This is a genomic window from Corynebacterium lowii (assembly GCF_001412085.1).
Taxonomy (GTDB): Bacteria; Actinomycetota; Actinomycetes; order Mycobacteriales; family Mycobacteriaceae; genus Corynebacterium; species Corynebacterium lowii.
The window spans coordinates 456,190-479,837 of record NZ_LKEV01000001.1; the positions used below are offsets into that span (position 1 = coordinate 456,190).

The 23,648-nt window shown below is 63.0% G+C and carries 26 protein-coding genes; 24 read left to right on the forward strand and 2 right to left on the reverse strand.

Annotation, left to right across the window (positions count from 1 at the left end; translation table 11 throughout):
• Positions 1-40 precede the first annotated feature (40 nt).
• From rpsH to eccB, 21 genes are all read left to right on the forward strand, one after another.
• Positions 41-439 (forward strand): 30S ribosomal protein S8, encoded by a 399-nt coding sequence (gene rpsH, locus Clow_RS02210; RefSeq protein ID WP_055175607.1) that lies wholly within the window; start codon positions 41-43, stop codon positions 437-439.
• A gap of 19 nt (positions 440-458) precedes the next feature.
• Positions 459-995: a 50S ribosomal protein L6 gene (gene rplF / locus Clow_RS02215; RefSeq protein ID WP_055175611.1), complete on the forward strand. Its 537-nt coding sequence runs from the start codon at positions 459-461 to the stop codon at positions 993-995.
• Positions 996-997: 2 nt separating this feature from the next.
• Complete coding sequence (gene rplR / locus Clow_RS02220) at positions 998-1,405, forward strand: 50S ribosomal protein L18 (protein WP_055175615.1); 408 nt, start codon at positions 998-1,000, stop codon at positions 1,403-1,405.
• 40 nt (positions 1,406-1,445) lie between these two features.
• Positions 1,446-2,072 carry a 30S ribosomal protein S5 gene (gene rpsE / locus Clow_RS02225; RefSeq protein WP_055175618.1) on the forward strand — a complete coding sequence of 209 codons (627 nt, stop codon included), beginning with the start codon at positions 1,446-1,448 and terminating at the stop codon, positions 2,070-2,072.
• Positions 2,073-2,074: 2 nt separating this feature from the next.
• The gene (gene rpmD / locus Clow_RS02230) at positions 2,075-2,260 is read left to right on the forward strand and encodes a 50S ribosomal protein L30 (RefSeq protein WP_055122255.1); all 186 of its coding nucleotides are present in this window, start codon (positions 2,075-2,077) and stop codon (positions 2,258-2,260) included.
• 7 nt (positions 2,261-2,267) lie between these two features.
• Positions 2,268-2,717, forward strand: coding sequence for a 50S ribosomal protein L15 (rplO, locus tag Clow_RS02235; protein ID WP_055175621.1), 450 nt, complete (start codon positions 2,268-2,270; stop codon positions 2,715-2,717).
• A gap of 134 nt (positions 2,718-2,851) precedes the next feature.
• Positions 2,852-3,217, forward strand: coding sequence for a hypothetical protein (locus tag Clow_RS02240; RefSeq protein ID WP_055175624.1), 366 nt, complete (start codon positions 2,852-2,854; stop codon positions 3,215-3,217).
• Between the two features lie 178 nt (positions 3,218-3,395).
• Positions 3,396-4,721: a preprotein translocase subunit SecY gene (secY, locus tag Clow_RS02245; RefSeq protein ID WP_055175627.1), complete on the forward strand. Its 1,326-nt coding sequence runs from the start codon at positions 3,396-3,398 to the stop codon at positions 4,719-4,721.
• Positions 4,718-5,269, forward strand: a complete 552-nt coding sequence (locus Clow_RS02250) for an adenylate kinase (protein WP_055175630.1) — start codon at positions 4,718-4,720, stop codon at positions 5,267-5,269. The genes secY and Clow_RS02250 overlap by 4 nt, the downstream gene beginning before the upstream one ends.
• Positions 5,270-5,422: 153 nt before the next feature.
• Positions 5,423-6,223 carry a type I methionyl aminopeptidase gene (gene map / locus Clow_RS02255; protein WP_055175632.1) on the forward strand — a complete coding sequence of 267 codons (801 nt, stop codon included), beginning with the start codon at positions 5,423-5,425 and terminating at the stop codon, positions 6,221-6,223.
• A 35-nt stretch (positions 6,224-6,258) separates the two neighbouring features.
• Complete coding sequence (locus Clow_RS02260; RefSeq protein WP_069724548.1) at positions 6,259-7,083, forward strand: L,D-transpeptidase; 825 nt, start codon at positions 6,259-6,261, stop codon at positions 7,081-7,083.
• Between the two features lie 195 nt (positions 7,084-7,278).
• Positions 7,279-7,497, forward strand: coding sequence for a translation initiation factor IF-1 (gene infA, locus Clow_RS02265; RefSeq protein ID WP_018118368.1), 219 nt, complete (start codon positions 7,279-7,281; stop codon positions 7,495-7,497).
• 185 nt (positions 7,498-7,682) lie between these two features.
• Positions 7,683-8,051: a 30S ribosomal protein S13 gene (gene rpsM / locus Clow_RS02270; RefSeq protein WP_018118369.1), complete on the forward strand. Its 369-nt coding sequence runs from the start codon at positions 7,683-7,685 to the stop codon at positions 8,049-8,051.
• Positions 8,052-8,054: 3 nt separating this feature from the next.
• Entirely contained in the window at positions 8,055-8,459 is a 405-nt protein-coding gene (gene rpsK / locus Clow_RS02275) for a 30S ribosomal protein S11 (RefSeq protein ID WP_055122250.1), read from the forward strand.
• Positions 8,460-8,481: 22 nt separating this feature from the next.
• Complete coding sequence (gene rpsD, locus Clow_RS02280) at positions 8,482-9,087, forward strand: 30S ribosomal protein S4 (RefSeq protein ID WP_055175637.1); 606 nt, start codon at positions 8,482-8,484, stop codon at positions 9,085-9,087.
• 69 nt (positions 9,088-9,156) lie between these two features.
• Positions 9,157-10,173 carry a DNA-directed RNA polymerase subunit alpha gene (locus Clow_RS02285; RefSeq protein WP_055175640.1) on the forward strand — a complete coding sequence of 339 codons (1,017 nt, stop codon included), beginning with the start codon at positions 9,157-9,159 and terminating at the stop codon, positions 10,171-10,173.
• Between the two features lie 39 nt (positions 10,174-10,212).
• Complete coding sequence (gene rplQ / locus Clow_RS02290) at positions 10,213-10,695, forward strand: 50S ribosomal protein L17 (protein ID WP_055175643.1); 483 nt, start codon at positions 10,213-10,215, stop codon at positions 10,693-10,695.
• Positions 10,696-10,822: 127 nt separating this feature from the next.
• A complete protein-coding gene (locus tag Clow_RS02295; RefSeq protein ID WP_055175646.1) occupies positions 10,823-11,470 on the forward strand; it encodes a hypothetical protein in 648 nt (215 codons plus the stop codon).
• Positions 11,467-12,348 carry a tRNA pseudouridine(38-40) synthase TruA gene (gene truA, locus Clow_RS02300; protein ID WP_055176289.1) on the forward strand — a complete coding sequence of 294 codons (882 nt, stop codon included), beginning with the start codon at positions 11,467-11,469 and terminating at the stop codon, positions 12,346-12,348. Before Clow_RS02295 ends, truA begins: the two co-directional genes overlap by 4 nt.
• A 29-nt stretch (positions 12,349-12,377) precedes the next feature.
• The gene (locus tag Clow_RS02305; RefSeq protein ID WP_055175649.1) at positions 12,378-14,894 is read left to right on the forward strand and encodes a DUF6541 family protein; all 2,517 of its coding nucleotides are present in this window, start codon (positions 12,378-12,380) and stop codon (positions 14,892-14,894) included.
• A gap of 72 nt (positions 14,895-14,966) precedes the next feature.
• On the forward strand, positions 14,967-16,274 hold the full coding sequence (eccB, locus tag Clow_RS02310) for a type VII secretion protein EccB (protein WP_055175652.1): 1,308 nt from the start codon (positions 14,967-14,969) through the stop codon (positions 16,272-16,274).
• On the opposite strand, the gene Clow_RS02315 is transcribed toward eccB, so the two are convergent.
• Together Clow_RS02315 and eccD are read right to left on the reverse strand one after the other, a co-directional pair.
• The gene (locus tag Clow_RS02315) at positions 16,271-17,464 is read right to left on the reverse strand and encodes a S8 family serine peptidase (RefSeq protein ID WP_082418465.1); all 1,194 of its coding nucleotides are present in this window, start codon (positions 17,462-17,464) and stop codon (positions 16,271-16,273) included. The two genes, eccB and Clow_RS02315, sit on opposite strands and share 4 nt — an antisense overlap.
• Positions 17,461-18,789: a type VII secretion integral membrane protein EccD gene (eccD, locus tag Clow_RS02320; protein ID WP_055175656.1), complete on the reverse strand. Its 1,329-nt coding sequence runs from the start codon at positions 18,787-18,789 to the stop codon at positions 17,461-17,463. The genes Clow_RS02315 and eccD overlap by 4 nt, the downstream gene beginning before the upstream one ends.
• Positions 18,790-18,943: 154 nt before the next feature.
• Between eccD and Clow_RS12005 the strand changes: the two genes are divergently transcribed.
• The 3 genes from Clow_RS12005 to Clow_RS02330 are packed head-to-tail and all read left to right on the forward strand — an operon-like array spanning position 18,944 to position 23,544.
• Positions 18,944-19,909 carry a hypothetical protein gene (locus Clow_RS12005; protein ID WP_245625665.1) on the forward strand — a complete coding sequence of 322 codons (966 nt, stop codon included), beginning with the start codon at positions 18,944-18,946 and terminating at the stop codon, positions 19,907-19,909.
• Positions 19,910-22,564 (forward strand): type VII secretion protein EccCb, encoded by a 2,655-nt coding sequence (gene eccCb, locus Clow_RS02325; protein WP_245625666.1) that lies wholly within the window; start codon positions 19,910-19,912, stop codon positions 22,562-22,564.
• A complete protein-coding gene (locus tag Clow_RS02330) occupies positions 22,561-23,544 on the forward strand; it encodes a type VII secretion-associated protein (protein WP_055175658.1) in 984 nt (327 codons plus the stop codon). The genes eccCb and Clow_RS02330 overlap by 4 nt, the downstream gene beginning before the upstream one ends.
• Positions 23,545-23,648 lie beyond the last annotated feature (104 nt).

The window sequence follows — 23,648 nt, forward strand, 5'->3', positions numbered from 1 at the left end:
GGGCAGGGAACCGCAACGAGAAAGGCAATAGGTCGCTTCTATGACCATGACTGATCCTATCGCGGACATGCTGTCGCGCGTGCGCAATGCAAACCACGCGCACCACGACGTCGTGTCCATGCCTTCTTCCAAGATCAAGGCGAATATCGCTGAGATCCTGAAGCAAGAGGGCTACATCGCGAACTACACCGTCGAGGACGCCAAGGTCGGCAAGACCCTGTCCCTCGAATTGAAGTACGGCCCCCAGCGCGAGCGCTCCATCTCCGGTCTGCGCCGCGTATCCAAGCCGGGTCTGCGCGTGTACGCAAAGTCCACCGAACTGCCGACGGTCCTTGGTGGCCTGGGCGTGGCGATCATCTCCACCTCCCAGGGCTTGCTGACCGATCGCCAGGCTACCGAGAAGGGCGTAGGCGGAGAAGTTCTCGCCTACGTCTGGTAATAGGGAGAAGTGATAAGCAATGTCGCGAGTTGGTAAGGCTCCCATCACCATTCCCTCCGGTGTGGAAACGAAGATTGACGGCCAGCACGTAGAGGTCAAGGGGCCCAAGGGCACCCTGAGCCTGGACGTTCCGGCTCCGATCGCCGTGGCCGTCGAGGAAAACCAGATTGTGGTTTCCCGTCCGGACGATAACCGCAAGAACCGTGCCCTGCACGGTCTTTCCCGTTCGCTGATTAACAACTGCGTGGTTGGCGTCACCGAGGGTTACACCATCAAAATGGAAATCTTCGGCGTGGGCTACCGCGTCCAGGCCAAGGGCAAGAACCTGGAGTTCGCCCTGGGCTACTCCCACCCGATCCTCATTGAGGCTCCGGAGGGCATCACCTTCGCCGTGGACGGAAACACCAAGTTCTCCATCGCCGGTATCGACAAGCAGCAGGTTGGGCAGATCGCCGCGAACATCCGTCGTCTGCGGAAGGACGATCCTTACAAGGGTAAGGGCATCCGCTACGAGGGTGAGCAGATCCGCCGCAAGGTCGGAAAGACGGGTAAGTAAGCATGAGCAACAACGCAGAACAGAACAAGAAGCGTACTCCGGTGGGCAAGGACATCTCCTCGCGTCGCCGCGCTGCCCGTGCCCGCCGTCACTTCCGCGTCCGCAAGAACCTGCGTGGTACCCTCGAGGCACCGCGCCTGGTGGTGCACCGTTCCTCGCGTCACATGCACGCGCAGGTCATCGACGACACCATCGGCCACACCCTTGTTGCCGCCTCCACCATCGAGCCGGAGATCCGCGCGATGGAAGGCGACAAAAAGACCAAGGGCGCCAAGGTGGGCGAGCTGATCGCCCAGCGTGCCAAGGAAGCCGGCATCGAGAAGGTCGTGTTCGACCGCGCCGGTTACAAGTACCACGGCCGCGTTGCCGCGCTGGCCGATGCAGCCCGCGAAGGTGGTTTGAAGTTCTAATGATTGCCACCCAGCAGAACATCAACGGAAGGATCGCGTAATGCCGGGACGTGAACGGCGTGACGGCGGACGCTCCGCCGACGAGAACAAGAAGAACAACAACGAGCGCCGCGGTGGCCGCAACAACGATCGCCGCAACGCTAACGACGAGCGCGATAAGTACATCGAGCGCGTTGTGACCATCAACCGCGTGTCCAAGGTGGTTAAGGGTGGTCGTCGCTTCAGCTTCACCGCTCTGGTGATCGTGGGCGACGGTCAGGGCATGGTCGGCGTGGGCTACGGCAAGGCCAAGGAAGTTCCCGCCGCCATCCAGAAGGGCGCCGAAGAGGCTCGCAAGAACTTCTTCCGCGTTCCGATGGTGGCCGGTACGATCACCCACCCGGTGATCGGTGAGGCCGCTGCCGGTCGCGTGATGCTCAAGCCCGCTGCTCCCGGTACCGGTGTGATCGCCGGTGGCGCCGCCCGCCCCGTGCTGGAGTGCGCCGGTGTGCAGGACATCCTCTCGAAGTCCCTGGGCTCGGACAATGCGATCAACGTGGTTCACGCGACCGTCGCTGGTCTCAAGCAGCTGGTGCGACCCGAAGAGGTGGCCGCCCGCCGCGGCAAGACCATCGAAGAGGTTGCTCCCGCCCGTATGCTGCGCGCTCGCGCCGGACAGGAGGCCTAATCATGGCACTGAAGATCACGCAGATCCGCGGTACCGTGGGTACGAACCCGAAGCAGAAGGCCAACCTTGAGGCCCTGGGCCTCAAGCGCATCCGCCACAGCGTTATCAAGAAGGACAACGCTGCCGTGCGCGGCCAGATCAACATGGTGCGTCACCTGGTGGTTGTCGAAGAAGTGGCAGGGGAGTAGATAACACATGAGCGATATCATCAAGCTCCACGATCTGCGCCCGTCCAAGGGCGCGAACAAGCCTAAGACCCGCGTTGGTCGCGGTGAGGCTTCCAAGGGTAAGACCGCTGGCCGCGGTACCAAGGGTACGAAGGCCCGCAAGCAGGTTTCGGCCGCATTCGAGGGTGGGCAGATGCCTATTCACATGCGCCTGCCGAAGCTCAAGGGCTTCAAGAACCCGAACAAGGTCTACTACCAGGTTGTCAACGTGGGTGACCTGAACAAGGCCTTCCCGGAGGGCGGCGAGGTGACGGTGGCTGACATCGTGGCCAAGGGCCTGGTGCGCCCCAAGCAGCCCGTGAAGGTGCTGGGCACCGGTGACCTCAGCGTGAAGCTGAACGTTACCGCCGAGAAGTTCTCCAAGTCCGCTGTGGAGAAGATCGAGGCCGCTGGTGGATCCGTGAACGCTACCAAGTAGCTTTCGCACTCGGATTAATTTAAAGACCCGCTTCCTTAAATAGGAAGCGGGTCTTTTCTATGGTTGGCCCATGTCTGCCTCACGTCCTGCTGTTCCCGCTGCGATCTCTTCATAACCGGAGTAGATTAATCGCCATGAATACGCAGCTATGGGCCAAGATCGCGGCGATTTTCATGGGTGTGGCGATGGTCATGGAGATTGCCTCGGTGCTGTTCGTGCGGGAGGATGCGCTCCTGTTGAGGGGGCTTTCCCTCGGGAGCGCCATCACCATGCTGGTGGGCGTGGTGCTCTTTTTCCTGCCGAAGGTCTCGGCTAGGCTCACCAAGGCAGTGCTAACGGGGGCGCTCCTGCTGTGGTGGGGGAGGTTGATCGCGGGGCTTAGCACGGGAACCTCCGATGGGGAGGACGTGGTATTCACCGTTATTCTTGCGGCCCTGGGTGCGGGGGTCACGGCTTTGCTGTGGGTGGGGCTACCCAAGCAGCGCGGCGTTATGGCCTAAAGCACTCGTACCCCCGGGTGGGAAAAGCGTGGGGGACTGGTAAGGTAGTGGAGTCAATTGTGTCCGGCGCCCCTAGTTTTCGTGTATGCGGGGCGTAGGGGCTGGAACGAATAGAACACTCTGCCGCGTTGAGTCTGCCTTTGCCGGGTAGGCGGCGTGCGTGGAGCCAGGAGGGTAAGTGTCCGCCGTTATCCAGGCTTTTAAGGATGTTGATCTTCGCCGGAAGATTCTCTTCACCATTGCGATGATCGTCTTGTACCGCGTTGGTGCGCAGATCCCCGCCCCAGGGGTGGATTACGCGCAGATTAGTGGTCGTTTGCGTGAGCTCACTCAGGAGCAGGGCAGCGTGTACTCGCTGATTAACCTGTTCTCTGGTGGTGCTCTATTGCAGCTTTCTATCTTTGCCATCGGCATCATGCCCTACATCACGGCGTCGATTATCGTGCAGCTGTTGACCGTGGTGATCCCGCACTTCGAGCAGTTGAAGAAGGAGGGGCAGTCTGGTCAGGCAAAGATGACCCAGTACACCCGCTACCTCACGGTGGCCCTGGCCCTTCTGCAATCGGCGGGCATCGTGGCCCTGGCGGATCGCCAGCAGTTGTTGGGTGCGGGCATTGAGGTGCTGGTGCCGGATCGCAGCATTTGGGATCTGGTGGTGCTGGTTATCACCATGACCTCCGGTGCGGTGCTGGTGATGTGGATGGGCGAGCTCATCACCGATAAGGGCGTGGGCAACGGTATGTCCCTGCTGATCTTTGCCGGTATCGCCACCCGCCTGCCCACCGATGGCCTCGCGGTGCTCAATAACTCCGGCGGCCTGATGTTCGCTGTGGTGGTGGCTGCGGTGATCGTGCTCGTCGTGGGCGTGGTCTTTGTGGAGCAGGGTCAGCGCCGTATCCCGGTGCAGTACGCCAAGCGCATGGTGGGTCGTCGTCAGTACGGCGGTTCCTCCACCTACCTGCCGCTAAAGGTAAACCAGGCGGGCGTGATCCCCGTGATCTTCGCTTCCTCGCTGATTTACATGCCGGTGCTCATCACGCAGATCGTGTACTCCGGCAACCTGGAGCCCACCGATAACTGGTGGCAGCGCAACGTCATCTCGGTGCTGCAAACCCCCTCTTCCTGGCAGTACATCGTCCTGTACTTCGCGCTCATCATCTTCTTCTCGTACTTCTACGTTTCGGTGCAGTATGACCCGAACGAGCAGGCCGATAACATGAAGAAGTACGGTGGCTTCATCCCCGGAATCCGCCCGGGCCCCCCCACGGCACAGTACTTGGCATATGTGATGAATCGTCTGCTGTTCGTGGGCGCGTTGTATCTTGGTGTGATCGCGGTATTGCCGAATATCGCGCTGGACTTTGGTATCGGTCACCAGGGCAGCGCCGGTATGGGCGCCTTCGGTGGCACGGCGGTGCTGATCCTCGTGTCCGTGGCGTTGACTACCGTGAAGCAAATCGAAAGCCAGCTTCTGCAAAGTAACTACGAAGGGTTGCTCAAATGAGACTCGTACTTCTTGGACCCCCCGGTGCCGGCAAGGGCACGCAGGCCGCTCTGCTCTCGGAGAAGCTGGGCGTACCGCATATCTCCACGGGCGATCTCTTCCGCGCCAATATCGGGGAAGGCACCCCGCTGGGCATCGAGGCCAAGCAGTACATTGATGCTGGCAAGCTTGTGCCCACCGAGGTCACCGCGCGCATGGTGGAATCGCGCCTGGACGAGGCGGATACCGCCGAGGGCTTCCTCCTCGACGGCTTCCCTCGCACCGTGGAGCAGGCAGAAATCCTGACCGCGCTGCTGGAAAAGAAAGGCCTTAAACTCAACGGCGTGCTGAACTTCCGCATCTCGGAGGACGTGGTGGTGGAGCGCATGCTCGCCCGCGGCCGCGCCGACGATAACGAAGAGACGATTCGCACCCGCCTCAAGGTTTACCGCGAGGAGACCGCCCCGCTCATCGAGCACTACGGCTCGGAGATCATCAGCATTGAGGCTGAGGGTGAGGTCAACGAGGTTAACGAGCGCGCCCTGGCCGCGCTGGAAGATCGTAAGTAAAAGCCACTGAGGCCGCAGTCCCCGCAGGGAGGTTTCCCGCGGGGGCTTTTGCTTTGCGACGTCCCGGCGCAGGCGGCGCCCCCCGCATAGGCAACATCCCCGCGCAGGCGGCGTCGCAAAGCACCCTGATGGGAACAAAAACGAGGAGGAACGATGGTATTCCGCACGAGGAAGAAGATTCCGGGTAAGACCCCTGGGGAACTCGACGCCATGCAGGCCGCCGGGGAGATCGTGGGCCGCGCACTGCAAGCGGTGCGCGAGGCGGCCAAACCGGGGGTGAGCACCCTGGAACTCGACGCCGTGGCGGAGGCGGTGATCCGGGATGCGGGGGCCTATCCCACCTTCCTCGGTTATGAGGGGTTCCCGGCTTCCATCTGCGCTTCCGTCAATGAGGTGATCGTGCACGGCATCCCGAGCGCCGAGGCGGTGCTGGGGGAGGGGGATCTGGTGTCCATTGATTGTGGCGCCACCCTCGACGGCTGGGTGGGCGATTCCGCCTGGTCCTTCGGTGTGGGGGAGGTGGCCCCCGAGGTGGAAGCGCTCAATGACGCCACGCGCTGGGTGATGGAGCAGGGCATCGCCGCCGTGGTGCCGGGGGCGCGGCTCACCGATATTTCTCATGCTCTCGAAACGGCCACGCGGCAGGCGGAGAAGCGCTTTGGGGTGCCCCTGGGGATCGTCGATGGCTATGGCGGGCACGGCATTGGGCGAACCATGCACGAGGATCCTTTTCTAGCTAATGAGGGCCGCCCGGGCCGTGGGCCGGTGCTTCAGGAGGGCACCACCTTGTGCGTGGAACCCATGCTCACGTTGGGTACCTGGGAGAGCAAGGAGCTCAGCGATGGTTGGACGGTAGTTACTGCCGACGCCTCCTGGGCCTCTCATTGGGAGCACACGGTGGCGGCCACGAGCCGGGGCCCGAGGATTCTTACTCCGCGTTCCCCGCGCCGATGAGGGAATATAGGCCGATGGAGTCTATACTTGCGGTCATGTCATACAAGCCCCGCCATGCTAAGCCCTCTGCCACGCGGCGTCGGGCGGCCTCCATCGCTGCCGCTGGTACTGCGACGGGTGCCCTCCTCGCTGCTCCTACTGTCGCCTCGGCTGCGGAAACCGCCCCCGCCCCGGCCGCAAACGTGAACCTGGAGCAGCGCGCTCTCCAGGTCCGCGATGCCCTGCACGAGCAGGCCGCGCAGCTTCCTCCCGAGTTGGCCGATCCGGCCCTGCAATTGCTGGATAACTCCGTGGAGACGGCCTTCCCCGGCATCCTGGACGCGCCCACGCAGCCGGCTCCCGCTGTTGACGACGCCGCTGCTGCCGAGGAGCAGCGCCGCGCGGAGGCCGAGCAGGCTCAGGCAGCCCAGCAGGCGGAAGCGCAGCGTGCGGAGGCCGAACGCGCCGAGGCTGCGCGTGCCGAAGAGCAGCGCCGGGCTGAGGCCCGCGCCGCCGAGGTTGCCGATAACCCCTGCCCGGCTGAGGCTCGCGCCTGCATTGACCTCCAGGGCAACCGCACCTGGCTCCAGGAAAATGGCGAGGTCACCTACGGCCCGGTGCAGATGTCCGCCGGTGCCCCCAGCCCGGAGACCGCTACCCCCACCGGAACCTTCTACGTGAACCGCAAGGTGAAGGACGAGGTTTCCTACGAGTTTGACATGGCTCCCATGCCGTATGCGGTGTACTTCACCAACAACGGCATCGCCTTCCACCAGGGAAACACCGCTTTGCTCTCGCACGGCTGCATTCACCTCAACCACGATGATGCGGTGCAGTACTTCGATCAGTTGCAGATAGGCGATATGGTTTACGTCTACTAGTGCTGCGAGGCATGCGGTAACGCGAAACTCTCAGGTGAGTGGGGATTACACCCCACTCACCTTTTTTGATGCCGCCTTTTGAAACCCGCCGCCGTGGCGTGTAGAGTTACCACGGATCATGTCTTAGTTCGTCCTGCGCTCTTGCGCTGGGCTGGCGTGATCTGAACACCTAATGTCAGCGGAGAGTTGGAGGATATGGCAAAGGAAGGCGCCATCGAGGTGGAGGGTCGGGTCATCGAGCCCCTGCCGAACGCAATGTTCAAGGTCGAGCTCGATAATGGCCACCAGGTTCTCGCCCACATCAGTGGCAAGATGCGCCAGCACTACATCCGTATCCTGCCGGAGGACCGCGTCGTGGTGGAACTTTCCCCCTACGATCTGTCCCGCGGCCGCATCGTCTACCGCTACAAGTAATTTTTCGCCTCCTCGCTCCAGGCTCCGCGTACTAATTAGTGCGCGGAAAGCTGCATAACCTTCGGCCACGGTGGCTGGAGCCCTGCGAATCACAGCCCAACGTCCGGCTACGGCCCGGATAAAGCGCTGCGTGGCAGGGGTGAGCGGGGAGAAAACCACCGTAACAACCGGAAAGGTACTGCCACATGGCACGTCTTGCTGGTGTGGACCTCCCGCGCAATAAGCGCATGGAGGTTGCACTCACCTACATCTACGGCATCGGCCCGGCCCGTTCGGCCAAGCTGCTTGAGGAGACCGGCATCTCTCCCGACCTGCGTACCGATGACCTCAACGACGAGCAGCTTTCTGCTCTGCGTGACGTGATTGAGGCTTCCTGGAAGGTGGAGGGTGACCTTCGCCGCCAGGTTCAGGCTGACATCCGCCGCAAAATTGAGATCGGAAGCTACCAGGGTCTGCGTCACCGTCGCGGTCTGCCCGTTCGCGGTCAGCGCACCAAGACCAACGCCCGCACCCGTAAGGGTCCGAAGAAGACGATCGCCGGAAAGAAGAAGTAATCTATGCCTCCGAAGACTCGCTCCGGCGCCCGCCGTACTGGCCGCCGCGCCGTCAAGAAGAATGTGGCCCAGGGCCACGCCTACATCAAGTCCACCTTCAACAACACCATCGTGTCCATCACCGCCCCCAACGGCGATGTGATCTCTTGGGCCTCCTCCGGCCACGTGGGTTTCAAGGGCTCCCGCAAGTCCACCCCGTTCGCCGCGCAGCTGGCCGCTGAGAACGCCGCCCGCAAGGCGATGGATCATGGCATGAAGAAGGTTGACGTATTCGTCAAGGGTCCGGGCTCGGGCCGTGAAACCGCTATCCGTTCCCTCCAGGCTGCTGGCCTTGAGGTCAACTCGATCTCCGACGTGACGCCGCATCCGCACAACGGCTGCCGCCCGCCGAAGCGTCGTCGCGTTTAAGGGAAAGGAAAGGTAACTAACTATGGCTCGTTACACCGGCCCCGCAACCCGTAAGTCCCGTCGTCTCCGCGTTGACCTCGTCGGCGGCGACATGTCCTTCGAGCGTCGCCCCTACCCCCCGGGCCAGGCTGGCCGCGCTCGTATCAAGGAATCCGAGTACCTGCTCCAGTTGCAGGAGAAGCAGAAGGCGCGCTTCACCTACGGCGTGATGGAAAAGCAGTTCCGCCGCTACTACCAGGAGGCCAACCGCCTGCCCGGTAAGACCGGTGAGAACCTGCTGGTTCTGCTGGAATCCCGCCTGGATAACGTCGTGTACCGCGCTGGTCTGGCGCGCACCCGCCGCCAGGCTCGCCAGCTGGTTTCCCACGGTCACTTCACCGTGAACGGCAAGAAGATCGACGTCCCCTCGTTCCGCGTCTCGCGCTACGACATCATTGATGTTCGTGAGCGTTCCCGCAAGATGCTGTGGTTCGAAGAGGCTCAGGAGCAGCTTGCCGACGCCGTGGTACCGGCCTGGATTCAGGTCGTCCCGGATACCCTGCGCATCCTCGTGCACCAGCTGCCCGAGCGCGCACAGATCGACGTCCCGCTGCAAGAGCAGCTGATCGTCGAGCTCTACTCGAAGTAATCTTCTTAGCTCGTCATCCATCCCTTTCCGTCTACCGGCGTCAAATAGCGGGCGCCAAAGGAGAGTTCCATGCTTATTTCTCAGAGGCCTACCCTCACCGAAGAGGTTGTGGAGGAGTCGCGTTCCCGGTTCGTCATCGAGCCGCTGGAGCCGGGCTTTGGCTACACCCTCGGTAACTCGCTGCGTCGTACCCTGCTGTCGTCCATCCCGGGCGCGGCGGTGACCAGCGTGAAGATCGACGGTGTGCTCCACGAGTTCACCACGATCAACGGTGTGAAAGAGGATGTTTCTGACATCATCTTGAACGTTAAATCTATGGTGCTGTCCTCGGATTCCGAGGAGCCCGTGGTGATGTACCTGAGCAAGCAGGGCGAAGGCGAGATCACGGCGGGGGATATTCAGCCTCCCGCTGGCGTGGAGATCCACAACCCGGATCTCCACATCGCCACCCTCAATGAGCAGGGCAGCTTGGAAATCGAGTTCATCGTTGAGCGCGGTCGCGGCTACGTGCCGGCGGCTGCCACCGGCGGTGGAGAGATCGGCCGGATTCCGGTGGATCAGATCTACTCCCCGGTGCTCAAGGTCAGCTACAAGGTCGAGGCCACCCGTGTGGAGCAGCGCACCGACTTTGACAAGCTGATTATTGACGTGGAGACGAAGAACTCCATTACCCCGCGCAACGCAATGGCCTCTGCGGGTAAGACCCTCGTGGAGCTCTTTGGCCTTGCGCACGAACTCAACACCTCCGCCGAGGGCATCGAGATTGGCCCCTCCCCGCGCGAGTCCGAGTTCATGGCTGCCTATGGAATGCCGATTGAGGACCTCAACTTCTCTGTTCGTTCTTATAACTGCCTGAAGCGCCAGGAGATTCACACCGTTGGTGAGCTCGCAGAGTGCACCGAATCGGATTTGCTGGACATCCGCAACTTTGGGCAGAAGTCGATCAATGAGGTCAAGATCAAGCTGGCGAACCTGGGCCTGACGCTCAAGGACGCCCCCGATGATTTTGACCCGACGGTCCTTGAAGGCTACGACGCCGCCACCGGCGACTTCGTGGATGACGAAGCAGAAGATTCCGACGAGTAAGACGCCCGCTCAACTCAATTTTCACACGAGGAGTTATTCATGCCTACCCCGAAGAAGGGCGCACGACTCGGCGGTTCTGCCAGCAACCAGCGCAAGATTCTGTCTAACCTGGCTGCGCAGCTGTTCGAGCACGGTGCCATCAAGACCACCGATGCACGGGCCAAGATGCTTCGCCCCTACGCGGAGAAGCTCATCACCAAGGCCAAGAGCGGTACCGTGGCGGATCGCCGCGAGGTGCTCAAGAAGGTCCCGCAGAAGGACGTTGTGGCCTACCTCTTCAACGAGCTTGCCCCCAAGTTTGAGGGCCGCGAGGGCGGTTACACCCGCATCGTGAAGTTGGAGAATCGCCGCGGCGATAACGCCCCGATGTCTCAGATCTCCCTGGTTTTGGAGGAGACCGTGAGCACCGAGGCCACCCGCGCCACCCGTGCCGCTGCCTCCAAGCAGGCGGAGGAGGCCGCTGAGGCCCCCGAAGCCGCCGAGGCTGCCGAAAGCGCTGAGGAGACCACCGAGGAGAAGTAATCTCCCCGCGGTGCGATCCCGTTCAAGGAGCCGAGTTCACGAGCGTTTGAACTCGGCTCCTTTCTTGTCCCACCCTTCCGGTAGCGTGCTAAGGGTGGATCGAGTAAACACAAAATATCCCGCTCTCATGCTGCTGCTTTCGCTGGTGGCTTGGTATGCGGGGCGAGTGGTTGCCGTCTTGGGATGGCAGGGGGAGTATTCCCTGCGCTTAAACCTCATCGGTGATCTGGGGGTTCATCACTGCGCCCCGATGGAGGATTTCTTTATCCCCAGGGTGGCCTGTAGCCCGCACTATCAATGGTTTATTGCGGGCAGTGCGGTATCGGCCGCGTTACTGGTGGGAGCCGGTGCGTTGGTGATGCGGCAAGGTCGCACGCTCAGCGCGGCGAGGCCGATGGGCCTGGGCTTGATAGCGGTGGGCACCTTGAGGGGCGGGGGCTTAGTAATCAGCGTCGCTGATAATCCCGCCTGGCATTATGGCCTCATGCTCGCGGCGCTCGTTGCGCTGTGGGCGGTGATGGTCACGGCGGCTCGTGCCACCAGAATGCAGCGCGCCATGGTGGCCCAGGGGGCGTCGATAAGCGCCCCGATGGGTGGGCCGCTGGTGCCCTTAACGTGGTTGTTGTGGGGGATTTCGCTGCTGGGCACGGCCCTGTTGATCGCCGCGGCGCTGGGCTCGGGCAGCAGTAATCCCGTGGGGCTGTATCAGCGCCTTGCCGTGGATGCGCCCTCGCTGTGGATGCTGGCTCTGGCCTCGGGGTGGTGGCGCCGATGATTCGCCTGCGCCTGGACCTCGCTTATGACGGCACGGATTTTCACGGCTGGGCCAGCCAGAAGGACCCCGGCTTGCGCACGGTGCAGCGCACGGTGGAGGAGGCCCTGGCCCTGGTGTTGCGGGTGCCCGTGGAATTGACGGTGGCGGGTCGCACCGATGCGGGGGTTCACGCCGCCGGGCAGGTGGCGCACGTGGACGTGCCGGAGGAGAGCCTGCAACAGCGCTCCATCGACGGTGACCCCGCGCGCCTGGTGCGCCGTCTTTCGCGCCTGCTTCCGGAGGATATTCGGCTGAGCGCCTGCACGAGGGCTCCGGAGGGCTTTGATGCTCGCTTTTCGGCTTTGCGACGCCGCTATACATACCGCGTAAGCACCGCCCCCGGCGGCCCGCTGCCCACGCGGGTGCGCGATACGACCCCGTGGCCCAAGCCGGTGGATCTCGGGCTCATGCAAGAAACGGCAGATCACCTGGTGGGCCTGCATGATTTCGCGGCCTTCTGCAAGGCCAAGCCCAACGCCACGACGGTGCGCGATCTCCACATACTGCGTTGGCGCGATCGCTCTACGGAGCAGGAGCCCCAGCTCTATGAGGCGGAGGTGGTGGCGGACGCCTTTTGCTGGTCGATGGTCCGCGCCCTGGTGGGATGCTGCTTGGCGGCGGGGGAGGGGCGCTTTCCGCCATCGAGGGCCCTGGAGCTTCTCGACGAGCGCGCTCGTTCCTCCAGGGTGCCCGTGGCGGCCGCCAAGGGGTTGAGCTTGGTGGGCGTGGACTATCCTGATGATAGAGAACTCTCCGCGCGTACCCTCATAACTCGTGATCGGCGTGAGGCGATACCGCCTTATGCCCCGGTACCTATACACTCTAGGGGTCTCACCTAGACCAAGAAAGGAACCTAAGGCCTCCCTTCATGGATACTGCCCAGATCGCCTACCTCGCGGTATTGATCTTTACCCTGCCAGGATTCCTCCTGAGCTGGGCTTCCGGGATCAAGGTTCCCTGGGCTGCCGCGGCGGCCATGCCGGTGAGTTTTGGGGTGTTTGGTCTTGCGGCCTGGCTGATCGGTCTCACTCCGTGGCGGTACGATCTGCTCTCCGTCACGGGGCTGTGGGTTTTGCTGCTTTTCCTGGCGCTGGCCTGGCGCTATGGCTATGAGCGCAGGTTTGGTTTTGGCTCTGCGCGCGGGGAGCGGGGCCGCTGGCGTCAGCGCCGTGATAAGGGGCGAGACCTGCGCGCTATCGTGGTCTATCTGCACCCGCACGCGGACATTCTTGAAAATAGCGCCGCATTGCGCAAGGCCACGGCGTTGCGGGCCAAGCCCTCGGTATACAAAAATGCCCTGCTGCCCGTGGTAGAGGAGACAGTGGCGCAGGAGGCTGTTGCGCCTGAACAAACGGAGGAGGCAAAGACTCCGTGGTGGAAGAAGCCGGGGAGCTTTGTCGATCCCGCGTGGATCATCCCGGCGGTGGGGGTTATCGCCGGGGCGCGCATCATCATCGGGAAGTCCCTGGACTTTATCTCGCGTGCCCCGGAGGGGCTCAATAACGTTTTCCAGGGATGGGACGTGCAGTGGCACGCCAACGTGGTGCGTTGGATCATGGAATCCGGCATTGCCTCTCCCACCCGCATGGGCGAGCTGCACAACATTGAGACGCAGAAAACGATGTTCTACCCGAGCGGGTGGCACGCCGGCACCTACTTCATTGCTGATATTGGTGGCGTTTCCCCCATTGAGGCGGTCAACGTCGCCAGCGCCGTCATCCCCGGAGTGGGCTTCCCGCTTTCCGTGGGGCTGCTGGCGTGGAAGATGATGCGTGGGCGTTCCATCACGGCTCAGCTTGGTGCTGGCCTGGCGGCCCTGATGATTTTCGGTGCCCCGGCGGGGTACTGGGTGGGCAATTACGTGGGCGCCTGGCCCTATGTTGCCGCCGTGGCACTGACCGGCGTGGTCATCGCGCTCTTTATGAACGTGCCGAGCAATCCACGCTATGGCTTTGCCGCCGCAATGGCGCTCATGGGTGTCACGCAGATGCACCCCTCGGCGGTCACCATCATCGTTGGCGCGTTGCTGCTGTGGTGGTTGTGCTGGCTGCTGTGGGTCCCCGCACGCCCGGCTCACGGTGCGCGCCAGGCGATTATGGTGCGCCTGCGCGACGTCGGATTGCTTGCGGCCACCGGTCTGGGTGGCACCTTGCTGCTGCTCCCGCAGATTTTGATGGGCTCGGAGGTGACCGAGGAGGTCGCGGCCTTCTCCGGGGTGGAGGATATTTCCTACGGAGAGGCCTGGTCCAAGGCCCTGTGGATGAATACCCGCCACGTCAGTGCCTTTGAGGGCATAGACCTCACCTGGGTGCTGTGGGCGGCGGCCATCGGCGGGGTGGCCCTGCTCGTGTGGCGGCGCAATCTGTGGGCGCCGTTGCTTTACTTCTTCTCCTTGGCCCTCGTGGTGAATGCTCTGCGTCCCTTCGGCGGGGTGTGGGGCGATATTCTCAGCCCCATCGGCGGGCTGCACTACTCGATGGCGCACCGCCTCATCATTCCGGTGGCCATGATTCTCTTCGCCGCCGCAGGTATTGGCGTGGCCGTGTTGATTCGCCTGGTGTGCCTCGCCCCGGTGCGCAAGTGGGCCACGGGTTCGGCCATTGCCTCCATCATCGTGGTGATCCCGGTGAGCTGGGGCATTTACGCTAATTTGTGGTCGCAGATCAAGACGGGCGCAGAGTGGGCCATTAACGCCTCCCGCGAGGATGACCGCATGGTGAGCGCGGTGGACCTGCGCGCCTTCGATTGGCTCGCGCGCCAGCCTCACGCCTATGAGGGATACATCATGGGCGAACCCGCCGACGGCCACAGCTGGATGTACGCCTACAATGGCCTGCCCACGGTGATGCGCCACTACGATTGGCCGGCCGATACCAAGGACTCCGATACCCGTCTGCTCTACTGGTGGCCCAACGCACTGGGCGCGGGCAACCCCGACGCCCCGAACGAGCGCAACCACGTGGACGAGGCCGCCGAGCACATGGGCGTGAATTACATCGTGATCTCGCCCGAGAACTTCTGGATGTCCCAGCCGCGCAACGAGCGCATGATGGATGGCCTGTGGTTCACCCCCGGCGTGACTCCGGTGTACGTGGAGCAAAACGTGGCGATCTTTGCCGTCAATGAGGCCTTCACCGATGAGGAACTAGAAAAGATGCGCGAGCCGGGTAATTCCCCCGAGCCGCTTGACGAGCTCCACCCGGTGCCCACCAAGGGCGAGGCGGGAGTGGCTACCTCCCCGGAGGAGGAAAATCAGCCTTACTTCCACCGCCCCACGGAGCCCAATAACCGCGAGGACGTTCCCAGCGAGGACGCGGAAAACGACGCGAACTGGCCTGTGGAGGGCGGCGTGATGGAAGGTGGAGCCCCGATACCCGTGGAATAGGGGTTCTCCCCGCCGCGATAACTGCTAGAGTAAGGCGCGATAGCAGAACTTTCGGGGGAAGGTCCATCGGGGATGCCGCACAACCGCGCTCTATTTCCGCCCACCAGCCACGCCCAGGTTTCCGGGCACCGATTTCTCATGCGCAGGATGCACCACGGCCTCGTGCTGGGTGATATACGCATGATTCACGATCCCCTCGCCACGCGGCAGCGGGCGGCCACCTTCGGCCTGGTTATTACCGTGCTGCTGCTCATGGGTTCGGGTCTCCTCGCCGTCATGGACCCCAAGCCAATGCCGGGCGAGGATACTCCCATATTGCGGGCCGCCAGCGGGGCGCTCTACGTCCGGGTGGGCGAGGACGTTCACCCGGTGCTCAATTTGTCCTCCGCGCGGCTCATCGTGGGCCAGCCCGCAGAACCCGCAGACATATCCGATGAGGCCCTTGCCGAGCTGCGACATGGCCGCCCCGTGGGCATTGCCGACGCCCCCGGCTTCCTCGCCGCCGAAAACCCCGCGGAGGAGGAACGCACCTGGGCCGTGTGCACGATGGGGGATCAGATCACGGTCTCCGTGGGAACACCACCGCTCGCCCTAGGGGAGGGAGAGGCCGTGCTGCTGCGCGATACCACCTCACCGGAGCCAGCGGATTACTTAGCGACGTCCCGGGGCCGCGCGTTGCTGCCTTCCGCTGGTACCCCGGAGGGTGTCGTGGTGCGTCGGCGGCTGGGCATAGAACCGCACTCCCCGGTGTGGACCCCACCGGCTCCCGTGATCGCGGCGATCACGCGGCAGCCCGATATTGCTTTTCCCGCTCGCCTTCCCGAGGTGGTGCACACGGAAGAAGGAGCGTGGATTTCCCAGGCCGAGGGAGCGCGGGAAATTAGTGAGCTGCAAGCAGAAATGCTCAGCGATATGGGTGCGGCCAGCCGTAGAGCCTCGCGCGCGGAGATAGCGGCGCGCCCACAGCTGACCGAGCGGTTGATGTTGCCGGAGGAAAAAGTGCGCGTGCTCGACCCAGGCGATACTGACCTCTGCGTTTTTGGTGAAGAAGGGCAGGTGGGGAGGGCGCCTCACCTCATGCGGCCCGTGCCCCTGCCGGAGACCCATCAGTATCGAGGAGAGTTGGGGATACAGGAGGGCGCGGGTGAGCGGCTTTCCGTGGCGGATTCCTTTGTCACGCACCTGCCGGGGGCCATCGCGGTGGACACGGGCTTTGGTTATCACGTGGTCACCGCTCATGGGGTGCGGCACAGCGTGGCGCAGCGCGAGGGGCTAGAGGCGATGGGTTTTGCGGAAGCCATACCGGGGTGGTGGCCCGCCCTGGCCTTATTGCCGGAGGGTTCCCCGCTTAACGCCGAGGAGGCGCTGCGGGGGAATTAAGCAGCGGGGCTATCGCTTTTAGCACCCCGGTATCTGCCGCCTCTGTATCGCGCGGTGAAACCGGCCGAGAGAGAAAACGCCAGAACACCCACGCAGGCCAAGCCCATGAGGAGCAGGGCCTTGGCTCGGGCCTGGGAATCGGGAGGACCCGGCAGGGTGATAGGAGCCGGTGAGCGATCCGGGAGCGGTGGCGGTAGCACGGCCGCGATGGCCGCTTGGGCGGTGATCGCCCCGTGTGGAGGCTGAGCGGCGGAGAGAAGATGGGCGCGTACCTGGGCGGGGCTGTAATACGGGTGGCGCTCAAGAAGCAGCGCCGCGATCCCGGAGACAACGGGGGCGGCAAAACTCGTGCCTTTGAGTTTTTGGGGTGAGGTGATAAAACCGGAAGGGTCGGGAATACCCACGGCTTTAATCCATCCCGGCCCCGCGGGATTAAGGCCAGCGCTAAGAGCACCTGGTGCCGCCAAACGGAGCGGACCACCGGGAAGGGAGTACGGGGCTAAGCTGTGGGGCTCTTCTAATGCGCCAACGGAGATCACCGTGGGGGAATAGGCGGGATATACCACCGAGGTGTCGGTGCAGGTAACGGAGCGATTACCCGCCGCCGCGATCACCACGGCGCCGTGCCTTTCCGCGTGGTCAAGGGCGGCGTCGAGAGCTGTGGTGTCGAGCGCGTGGGCGCGCTCGGGAGGAAGGCAGGCCACCACGGAGATATTAATGACGCGGGCGCCGCGATCCACCGCCTCCCGGAGGGCCTGCGCAAGCGAGGCGAGGGTGCCGCGGGTACGTGATTCTTCATCCTGGTGGGTACTCGCGGAACTGGATTGCCGGATGCTGAGAATCCGTGCTCCCGGTGCCACGCCATAATCGCGGGCACCGATCACTCCGGCCACGATGGTGCCGTGCCCATCGCAATCGTGAAGCGGGGCGGGTGCCTCCGGTGAGACGAGATCGGAGCCGGGGATCACCTCGGTGAGCTGTTCGTGAGGCGCTACCCCGGTATCAATCACGGCCACCGTGATTCCCGCCCCCGAGGCGAAGGGGGAGCGCGCTGAGTCCGGCGGAGGCGGCGCGGCGGAAAGGGGAATGCCGGCCACGCAGCGTTCCTCGGCGCGGAGGGGAGCCGCGTGGATCGGTGCGATGGCAAGGAGAATAGCGAAGGAAAGCATAAGAGCGGGTACGCGGCTCATAATCCCAACCCCCGGATCGCGGAGAATAGCCCCATGTGGTGAGCACACAGCGGGATGATGGCCGCGATAGCGAGTGATTCGCAGCGCTCCCACCAGAGCATATGAGTGGGCTCGGGTGCCGGGAGGCGCGGTAACCACCACGGCATCGTGAGGCATATCAGCAGGAGAACGAGGGCGAGGAGCGCAAAGACGAGGTGGATACCGGCCAAGAATGAGAGGGCCACCAGCGCGCCGAGCGAGATAATGAGGTGCGCCCAGAGAATGAGCGGATTGCGATGGCGCAGCGCGTGGAGCACGGTGGCGAGTGCTGCACCGAGAAGCAGCGCGGCGCTAAAACCGGCCTGCGCCGGAGAATGGGAAGTGCTGAACCCCAGAAGAATCAGTGCGGGGAGGAATACAAAAGTGATTCCTATATACAACCCCTCGTAGAGAAGGTGAGCGCGCCGGGCTTGTTCCTCCACTGGAATCGCGGGGGAATCGGAAATATCCAGGTTTTGCCCCGAGGAGGGAAGCCGGGGTGGGTGGAGTCCGGCGAGCGAGGTGGAAAGTCGAGGAGAAAGGAATATCGCCAAAAGGGAAAAGAGAATCATTCCGGCGGCCACGGCGGAAAGGCGATGAGTGGACCACCATAGAAGTAATGCGCTGCCGCTGAGAATAAAAATCATGCTGGCGGCGGCGATGATACGCAGCGATATGTTCCGCGCGGCGAGGCCGAAAAGACACAGCGCCAGGGTGGCGCAGAGAAGGGCGGCCAGGAGCGCATACGCTAACCACCCTGGGGTAGCCGTGTGGCGAACCCAGAGAAAACCGGCGGCGGAGGCATGGCCGATTCCGCCGATGATGAGACCGGGAAGGGGCTTAGCCCACAGGGTGAGCAGCAGGGCGATAAGGCAGCACAAGAGGCAGGAAAGCCACGGGTTCAACCAGGTATTGAGAACCGGCATGAGGGCGCACAGAGCCATCGTGGCGGCGGCGTGGGCGCAGTGGAGGGGCGTCACGGATTGGGTGGGCACGGCGGAATCCTCGGCAAGGGCCTCCGTGGCATCGCGGATGACGGGGTGCGGAATCTCCTGCTGAGGCGAGAGAAAAAGCGAGTCTCCATCGCGGAGCCCGGCCTGGGAGAGGGAGGCGGTGGCGTCGATAAGCGTTCCCGCCGCCGTGCGAGCCTGCCAGGGGCGCGGCAGCAGCGGGGCGTCGAGAATCGCGAGGAGCTCATCGAGACATTCCGCGAGCGAGGATTGTGCGGGTACGGCGAGATCGGCTTGGCGGTGATACGACCCTGCGTGCATGAGGATACGAAGCCGCAGCATATGGCTGGTGGTCATGGTGGAAAATCAACTCCCCCGAGTTCGTGGATGCTCGTGCGTTTCCACCCCCATAGCGGAGCACGCTCATCATTTTTCTCCATCATGGTCTATTCTGTGAGCTATGTCCACAGCAGGGGGTTGTGGCAGAGAGCATGACGCACGAGGGGGAGTCATGGAAGCACCTATATCCGGCGACGCCGCGCTATGCGTGGAGTATCGAAGCGCACAGCAGCGCGTACCGGCGCCACCTCGCCCGGAGGGAACGCTCAAAGCACTTCCCGTTCCCCCAGCTCATAAGCCCGCCGCCATGCCGATCCTGCGTCTCCTCATGCCGGTGGTGATGGTGGCGGCGATGGGGGCGATGGTGCTCGTGATGTTCCTTTCCGCGGGCTCCGTGCACCCCATGATGCTCGTCATGCCGCTCATGACCGCTATGGGATTCCTCATGATGTTTTCCCCGCAGGGAGGAAATGACGCGGACGAGACTCGCCGCACCTACCTGCGCCATCTGGCTCAACTCCGCAGAACAGCCTTGGACAACGCCGAGGCGCAGCGCGCTCACGAGGTCCACCGCTACCCGGCTCCCGAGGATATGTGGGCCTTGGTGGGGAGCGAGAGAATGTGGGAGCGCGCGGCGCAGGACGCGGACGCCCTGGAAGTACGGATTGGGGTGGGCGTGACCTCGCTGTGTACCCCCGTTGACGTTGCGGATTCGGGTTCGACGGAGGACTTGGACCCGGTGTGTGCGGTGTCCCTGCGCAGCACCGTGCGGGCGGTATCCACGGTGCCCAATACTCCCGTTGTCGTGCAATTACGGGCCTTTCGCTACCTCTCCATCGCCGGTGAGCAGGCACAACATTGCCTCCGAGCCCTGTTATGCAGCCTTGCCTTCTCCCACGGCCCGGAGACGGTGGGCATTGAGATGCCTCCGGGTTCCGCCGCGTGGGCATGGCTGAAGTGGCTGCCGCACACGCGCCACCCCGAGCGCGCGGCGCACCGCATTGTGGTGGTGGATTCTCCCTGGGAGGGCCGGGAGGCGGGCGAGGCAGAGACGATCGTGGAGGCCGGCGGAGATGGTGCTTTGCGACGCCGCGCCGAGGAGGAAGGGCTGGCTTTGTCCCTGGAGGAGGGGATCTAGGTGCACACGGCCTCGGGGCGAGAAAGGCTAGGTGCCCCGGATTTATTATCGGAGGAACGAGCCTTGGCCGTGGCGCGACGCATGGCCCCGTATCACCGGCGGGACGCTACGGTGCACGCTGATAAAAGTGCACAGGGCGATGACCTCATGCGCTTGATCGGGGTGAACGATAGCGATGATCTCACTGCGGAAACCATGTGGCCCGCGCGCGAGAAAGCCGAAACCCGATTGTGCGTTCCGATAGGAAGAGAAACGCACACGGGCGCACCTTTATGGCTTGATTTGAAGGAATCTGCGCACGGGGGAATGGGGCCGCACGGGCTGTGCATTGGTGCCACCGGATCGGGAAAATCCGAGCTCCTGCGCACACTCGTGGTGGCTCTTGCCGCCACCCACAGCCCCGAAGAACTCACGCTGGTGCTGGTGGACTTCAAGGGCGGGGCCACGTTTTTAGGCCTTGATCGGCTCCCGCATACCTCCGCCGTGATTACGAACTTGGAACAAGAATCGGTGCTGGTAGAAAGAATGCACGACGCTATCTCGGGAGAGATGAATCGCAGGCAAGAGGTACTGCGCGAGGCCGGCAATTTTGCCAATGTGCATGATTATGAGCAGGCGCGGCGCGCCGGGCGAACGGACTTAGAACCGATGCCAGCCCTGCTCATAGTGGTGGACGAGTTTTCCGAATTACTGGGGCAGCACCCGGATTTTGCCGATCTTTTTGTTGCCGTGGGGCGATTAGGTCGCTCCCTTCACGTGCATTTATTGTTGGCGAGCCAGAGATTAGAGGAGGGCCGCCTGCGCGGTTTAGATTCCCACCTTTCCTACCGAATTGGTTTGCGCACGTTTTCCGCCGCGGAATCTCGGCAGGTTTTAGGAGTCTCCGACGCCCACGAGCTCCCCACGGTGCCGGGCATGGGGTTCCTCAAAGCGGGGCCGCAGGAGGTGGTGGGCTTCCGTGCCGCCTATGTATCGGGGCCGGTGAAGCACCGCAGAACCACCGCCGATGAACACCACCGCGTGCGATTTTTCCACGACTGGACGGACGTGGAGCACCACGCAGCCGAGATCATCGAGGTGGAGGAGGGCCGCACGCTTCTCGACGCCGTGGTGGACGCCGCCTGCGCCACCGCGCAGCAACGCCACCAGAGGGCACGCACGCTGTGGCTTCCTCCGCTGCCTGCCGTGGTGGAACTCGCCGGTGTGGTGGAACCGATGGGGGAGCTCAAAGCGGCAGTGGGCATCATTGACCGCCCATACCATCAGCGCCAAGATCCCCTGGTATTAGATTTTGGCGTGGGCGGCGGACACCTCGCGCTGTGCGGAGGGCCGCGCACGGGAAAATCCACGGCGCTGCGCAGCATCGTGGCCTCCCTGGCCGCCACGCATACGACGGAGCAGGTGCGCTTTTATGTGGTGGATATGGGAGGGGAAAGCCAGGAGGTATTAGGCCGCCTGCCGCACGTGGCCGGGGTGGCTAATAAAAAAGATGTAGGGCGCGTGCACCGCGTATTTGATGAGGTGACGGCCTTAGTAGAAGCCGGTCCGCCCGCTGATGGGCGGCAGACTTTTGTGGTGATTGACGGGTGGCACGCCCTGGTTTCCGATTGCGAGGAAGAAGTAGAGCGGGTGACTCGCCTCGTAGCCGACGGCGCGGCGGCGGGCGTGCACGTGCTTATTTCCACCCCGCGGTGGACAATGCTGCGCCCCGCTATCCGTGATTTGATTGATTATCGCCTGGAATTGCAGCTGGGGGAGGCGATGGATTCCCTGATCGACCGCAAAGAACAACAGAAAATACCGGCACGTCCGGGGCGCGGAATTACCCCGGATGGGGAACACATGCTGTGGTGTCTGTGCTCCCCACAAGACATTGCGCACATCACCATTGCCTCTGCGGACCAAGAGCCGGTGCCAAAGCTCAAGATGTTGCCCGATTATCTTCCCCTGGCGTCCTTGGCATCTTTGGCTTCAGACGCTGCGGAAGGCTATCCCCTCGGCATAGGCGGAATACAGATGGATACCGTGTGCTGGCGCGATGAGCATCTTCTTTGCGTGGGTTCTCATGGAGCGGGTAAATCCACGGTGCTGCGTACCCTGATCCAAGGAATAAGTGTAGAAGGAAAAGACCGGGCGAGAATCGTACTGATAGACCATCGCCGCGCTCACCTGGGAGTGGTACCGGAGCATATGTTGGCGGCCTATAGTGCTTCTTCCCCGGCTACCGCGGAGGCATTGCGCAACACGGCGGTGACCTTAAAAGAGCGTATTCCCGGCCCGGATATAAGCGCGGAAGAGTTGCGGGAACGCACCTGGTGGACGGGGCCGGAAATCTACGTGGTGATTGACGATGCGGACCTCGTAGACCCTTCTGCGCTCGCGGAGATTACGCCGCTTTTGCCCCATGCACGCGATATAGGTCTGCGCATGGTGGTGGCGCAGAAATCCGGGGGAATAAGCAGGGCTCTGTATCAGCCTTTTCTCGCGGCACTACGAGACCAAAATCCAGCGGTGCTGCTGCTTAATGCGGATAAGGAAGAGGGCACCATTCTGGGGATGAAACCCACGCAGCAGCCCCCGGGCCGTGGACGCTGGCTCACTCCGGGATCACAACCCGAGGTGATACAGGTGGCCTGCGTGGAGGAGGACGCATGACGACGCTAACCGTGACGATTTTGGAGGAAGCCACGGTTTGTGAGGGGCCGGATACGGTGTACCGATATGACCTGGTGGCTCCGGTACTCACGCAGCCGTGGGCGCTGAAAGCCGTGGTAGAGCAGGCGCAGGCCCTCTTGGATGGGCAGTGGCGGGGTGCCGAGGTGCGGGTGGAATCGGAGGGATACGAGCAGGAAGCCGCCGCCGTGGAAGAGGCGCTGCGCGACGCCGGGGTGGGGCAGAAGGAGGAAATATCAGAGAACCTGGATACCGGCGAAGCCGATGACAGCACGGAAATACTGGCGGATATAAGGAGTGCGGCGCACAGGCGGAGAGCACCCACCAAGGACTTATGGCGGCGGTTTACCTGGTGGCACGCGGCAATGGCGGGGGTGATCGTGGTGGTGCTCGCTCTTTCCTGGTGGGCGGTGGGGGAGAGGTATCCCACCACTCAGCCCGCGCCCGTGGTGCAGTCTGGGGCTGCGGTGCGGTCTGAGTCTGCGGCTCAGTCCGAAGTTGTGGAAGGCTCCGAGGCTGTGGAAAACCCCGAGGGGCAGGGCGCAGTGGAGCGGGAGAAGGCTCCTGCTTCTCCCACCGTGGTGCACGAGATAGCTGGATTAAGGGTGTCCACGGCGGCGGGATTCAGGGCTGAGATGCAGGGAGATACGGTGGTTTTACTCGGAGAGGATGAAGATTTGCGCATCCGAATATCTGCGGATCCGCTTTTCTCCGTACCGCCGGAAGAGGTGCTCAAAGAGGTGCGCGCGACGGTGGAGCGGGACCCCACCCTTAGTGCGGAAAGCGACGAGGAGGGGAAAGTGCGGTATCGGGAAGAACCCGGCGATGGCTCCCAGGTGCAGTGGAGCGCCTGGATAGCGGCGGAGCACCACATGAGCGTGGGGTGTCAGACGCGCACGGCCCCCACGCTGGTGCAGCGCGCAGCCTGCCGGATGGCCGAAGAATCTCTGGGATTGCTGTGAGGTGTTGTGATGCTCTGTGGGGCTGGGGAGGGGATGAGGGACGGGGAAAGAAAATTGAGGGGATGGTGCGGGAACCAAAAGCCTCTGGGCGGAGTCAAAGTAAA

Bases quoted from the DNA above. Each gene is read 5' to 3' on its own strand.
- rpsK (WP_055122250.1), top strand. From the start codon at position 8,055: ATGCCTCCGAAGACTCGCTCCGGCGCCCGCCGTACTGGCCGCCGCGCC.
- Clow_RS02250 (WP_055175630.1), top strand. From the start codon at position 4,718: ATGAGACTCGTACTTCTTGGACCCCCCGGTGCCGGCAAGGGCACGCAG.
- eccB (WP_055175652.1), top strand. From the start codon at position 14,967: ATGCCGCACAACCGCGCTCTATTTCCGCCCACCAGCCACGCCCAGGTT.
- rpsM (WP_018118369.1), top strand. From the start codon at position 7,683: ATGGCACGTCTTGCTGGTGTGGACCTCCCGCGCAATAAGCGCATGGAG.
- Clow_RS02305 (WP_055175649.1), top strand. From the start codon at position 12,378: ATGGATACTGCCCAGATCGCCTACCTCGCGGTATTGATCTTTACCCTG.
- infA (WP_018118368.1), top strand. From the start codon at position 7,279: ATGGCAAAGGAAGGCGCCATCGAGGTGGAGGGTCGGGTCATCGAGCCC.
- rplO (WP_055175621.1), top strand. From the start codon at position 2,268: ATGAGCGATATCATCAAGCTCCACGATCTGCGCCCGTCCAAGGGCGCG.
- Clow_RS02330 (WP_055175658.1), top strand. From the start codon at position 22,561: ATGACGACGCTAACCGTGACGATTTTGGAGGAAGCCACGGTTTGTGAG.
- Clow_RS02240 (WP_055175624.1), top strand. From the start codon at position 2,852: ATGAATACGCAGCTATGGGCCAAGATCGCGGCGATTTTCATGGGTGTG.
- Clow_RS12005 (WP_245625665.1), top strand. From the start codon at position 18,944: ATGGAAGCACCTATATCCGGCGACGCCGCGCTATGCGTGGAGTATCGA.
- eccD (WP_055175656.1), bottom strand. From the start codon at position 18,789: ATGACCACCAGCCATATGCTGCGGCTTCGTATCCTCATGCACGCAGGG.
- rplQ (WP_055175643.1), top strand. From the start codon at position 10,213: ATGCCTACCCCGAAGAAGGGCGCACGACTCGGCGGTTCTGCCAGCAAC.
- map (WP_055175632.1), top strand. From the start codon at position 5,423: ATGGTATTCCGCACGAGGAAGAAGATTCCGGGTAAGACCCCTGGGGAA.
- truA (WP_055176289.1), top strand. From the start codon at position 11,467: ATGATTCGCCTGCGCCTGGACCTCGCTTATGACGGCACGGATTTTCAC.
- rpsE (WP_055175618.1), top strand. From the start codon at position 1,446: ATGCCGGGACGTGAACGGCGTGACGGCGGACGCTCCGCCGACGAGAAC.
- rpmD (WP_055122255.1), top strand. From the start codon at position 2,075: ATGGCACTGAAGATCACGCAGATCCGCGGTACCGTGGGTACGAACCCG.
- rplF (WP_055175611.1), top strand. From the start codon at position 459: ATGTCGCGAGTTGGTAAGGCTCCCATCACCATTCCCTCCGGTGTGGAA.
- Clow_RS02260 (WP_069724548.1), top strand. From the start codon at position 6,259: ATGTCATACAAGCCCCGCCATGCTAAGCCCTCTGCCACGCGGCGTCGG.
- Clow_RS02285 (WP_055175640.1), top strand. From the start codon at position 9,157: ATGCTTATTTCTCAGAGGCCTACCCTCACCGAAGAGGTTGTGGAGGAG.
- rpsH (WP_055175607.1), top strand. From the start codon at position 41: ATGACCATGACTGATCCTATCGCGGACATGCTGTCGCGCGTGCGCAAT.
- Clow_RS02315 (WP_082418465.1), bottom strand. From the start codon at position 17,464: ATGAGCCGCGTACCCGCTCTTATGCTTTCCTTCGCTATTCTCCTTGCC.
- rpsD (WP_055175637.1), top strand. From the start codon at position 8,482: ATGGCTCGTTACACCGGCCCCGCAACCCGTAAGTCCCGTCGTCTCCGC.
- Clow_RS02295 (WP_055175646.1), top strand. From the start codon at position 10,823: ATGCTGCTGCTTTCGCTGGTGGCTTGGTATGCGGGGCGAGTGGTTGCC.
- rplR (WP_055175615.1), top strand. From the start codon at position 998: ATGAGCAACAACGCAGAACAGAACAAGAAGCGTACTCCGGTGGGCAAG.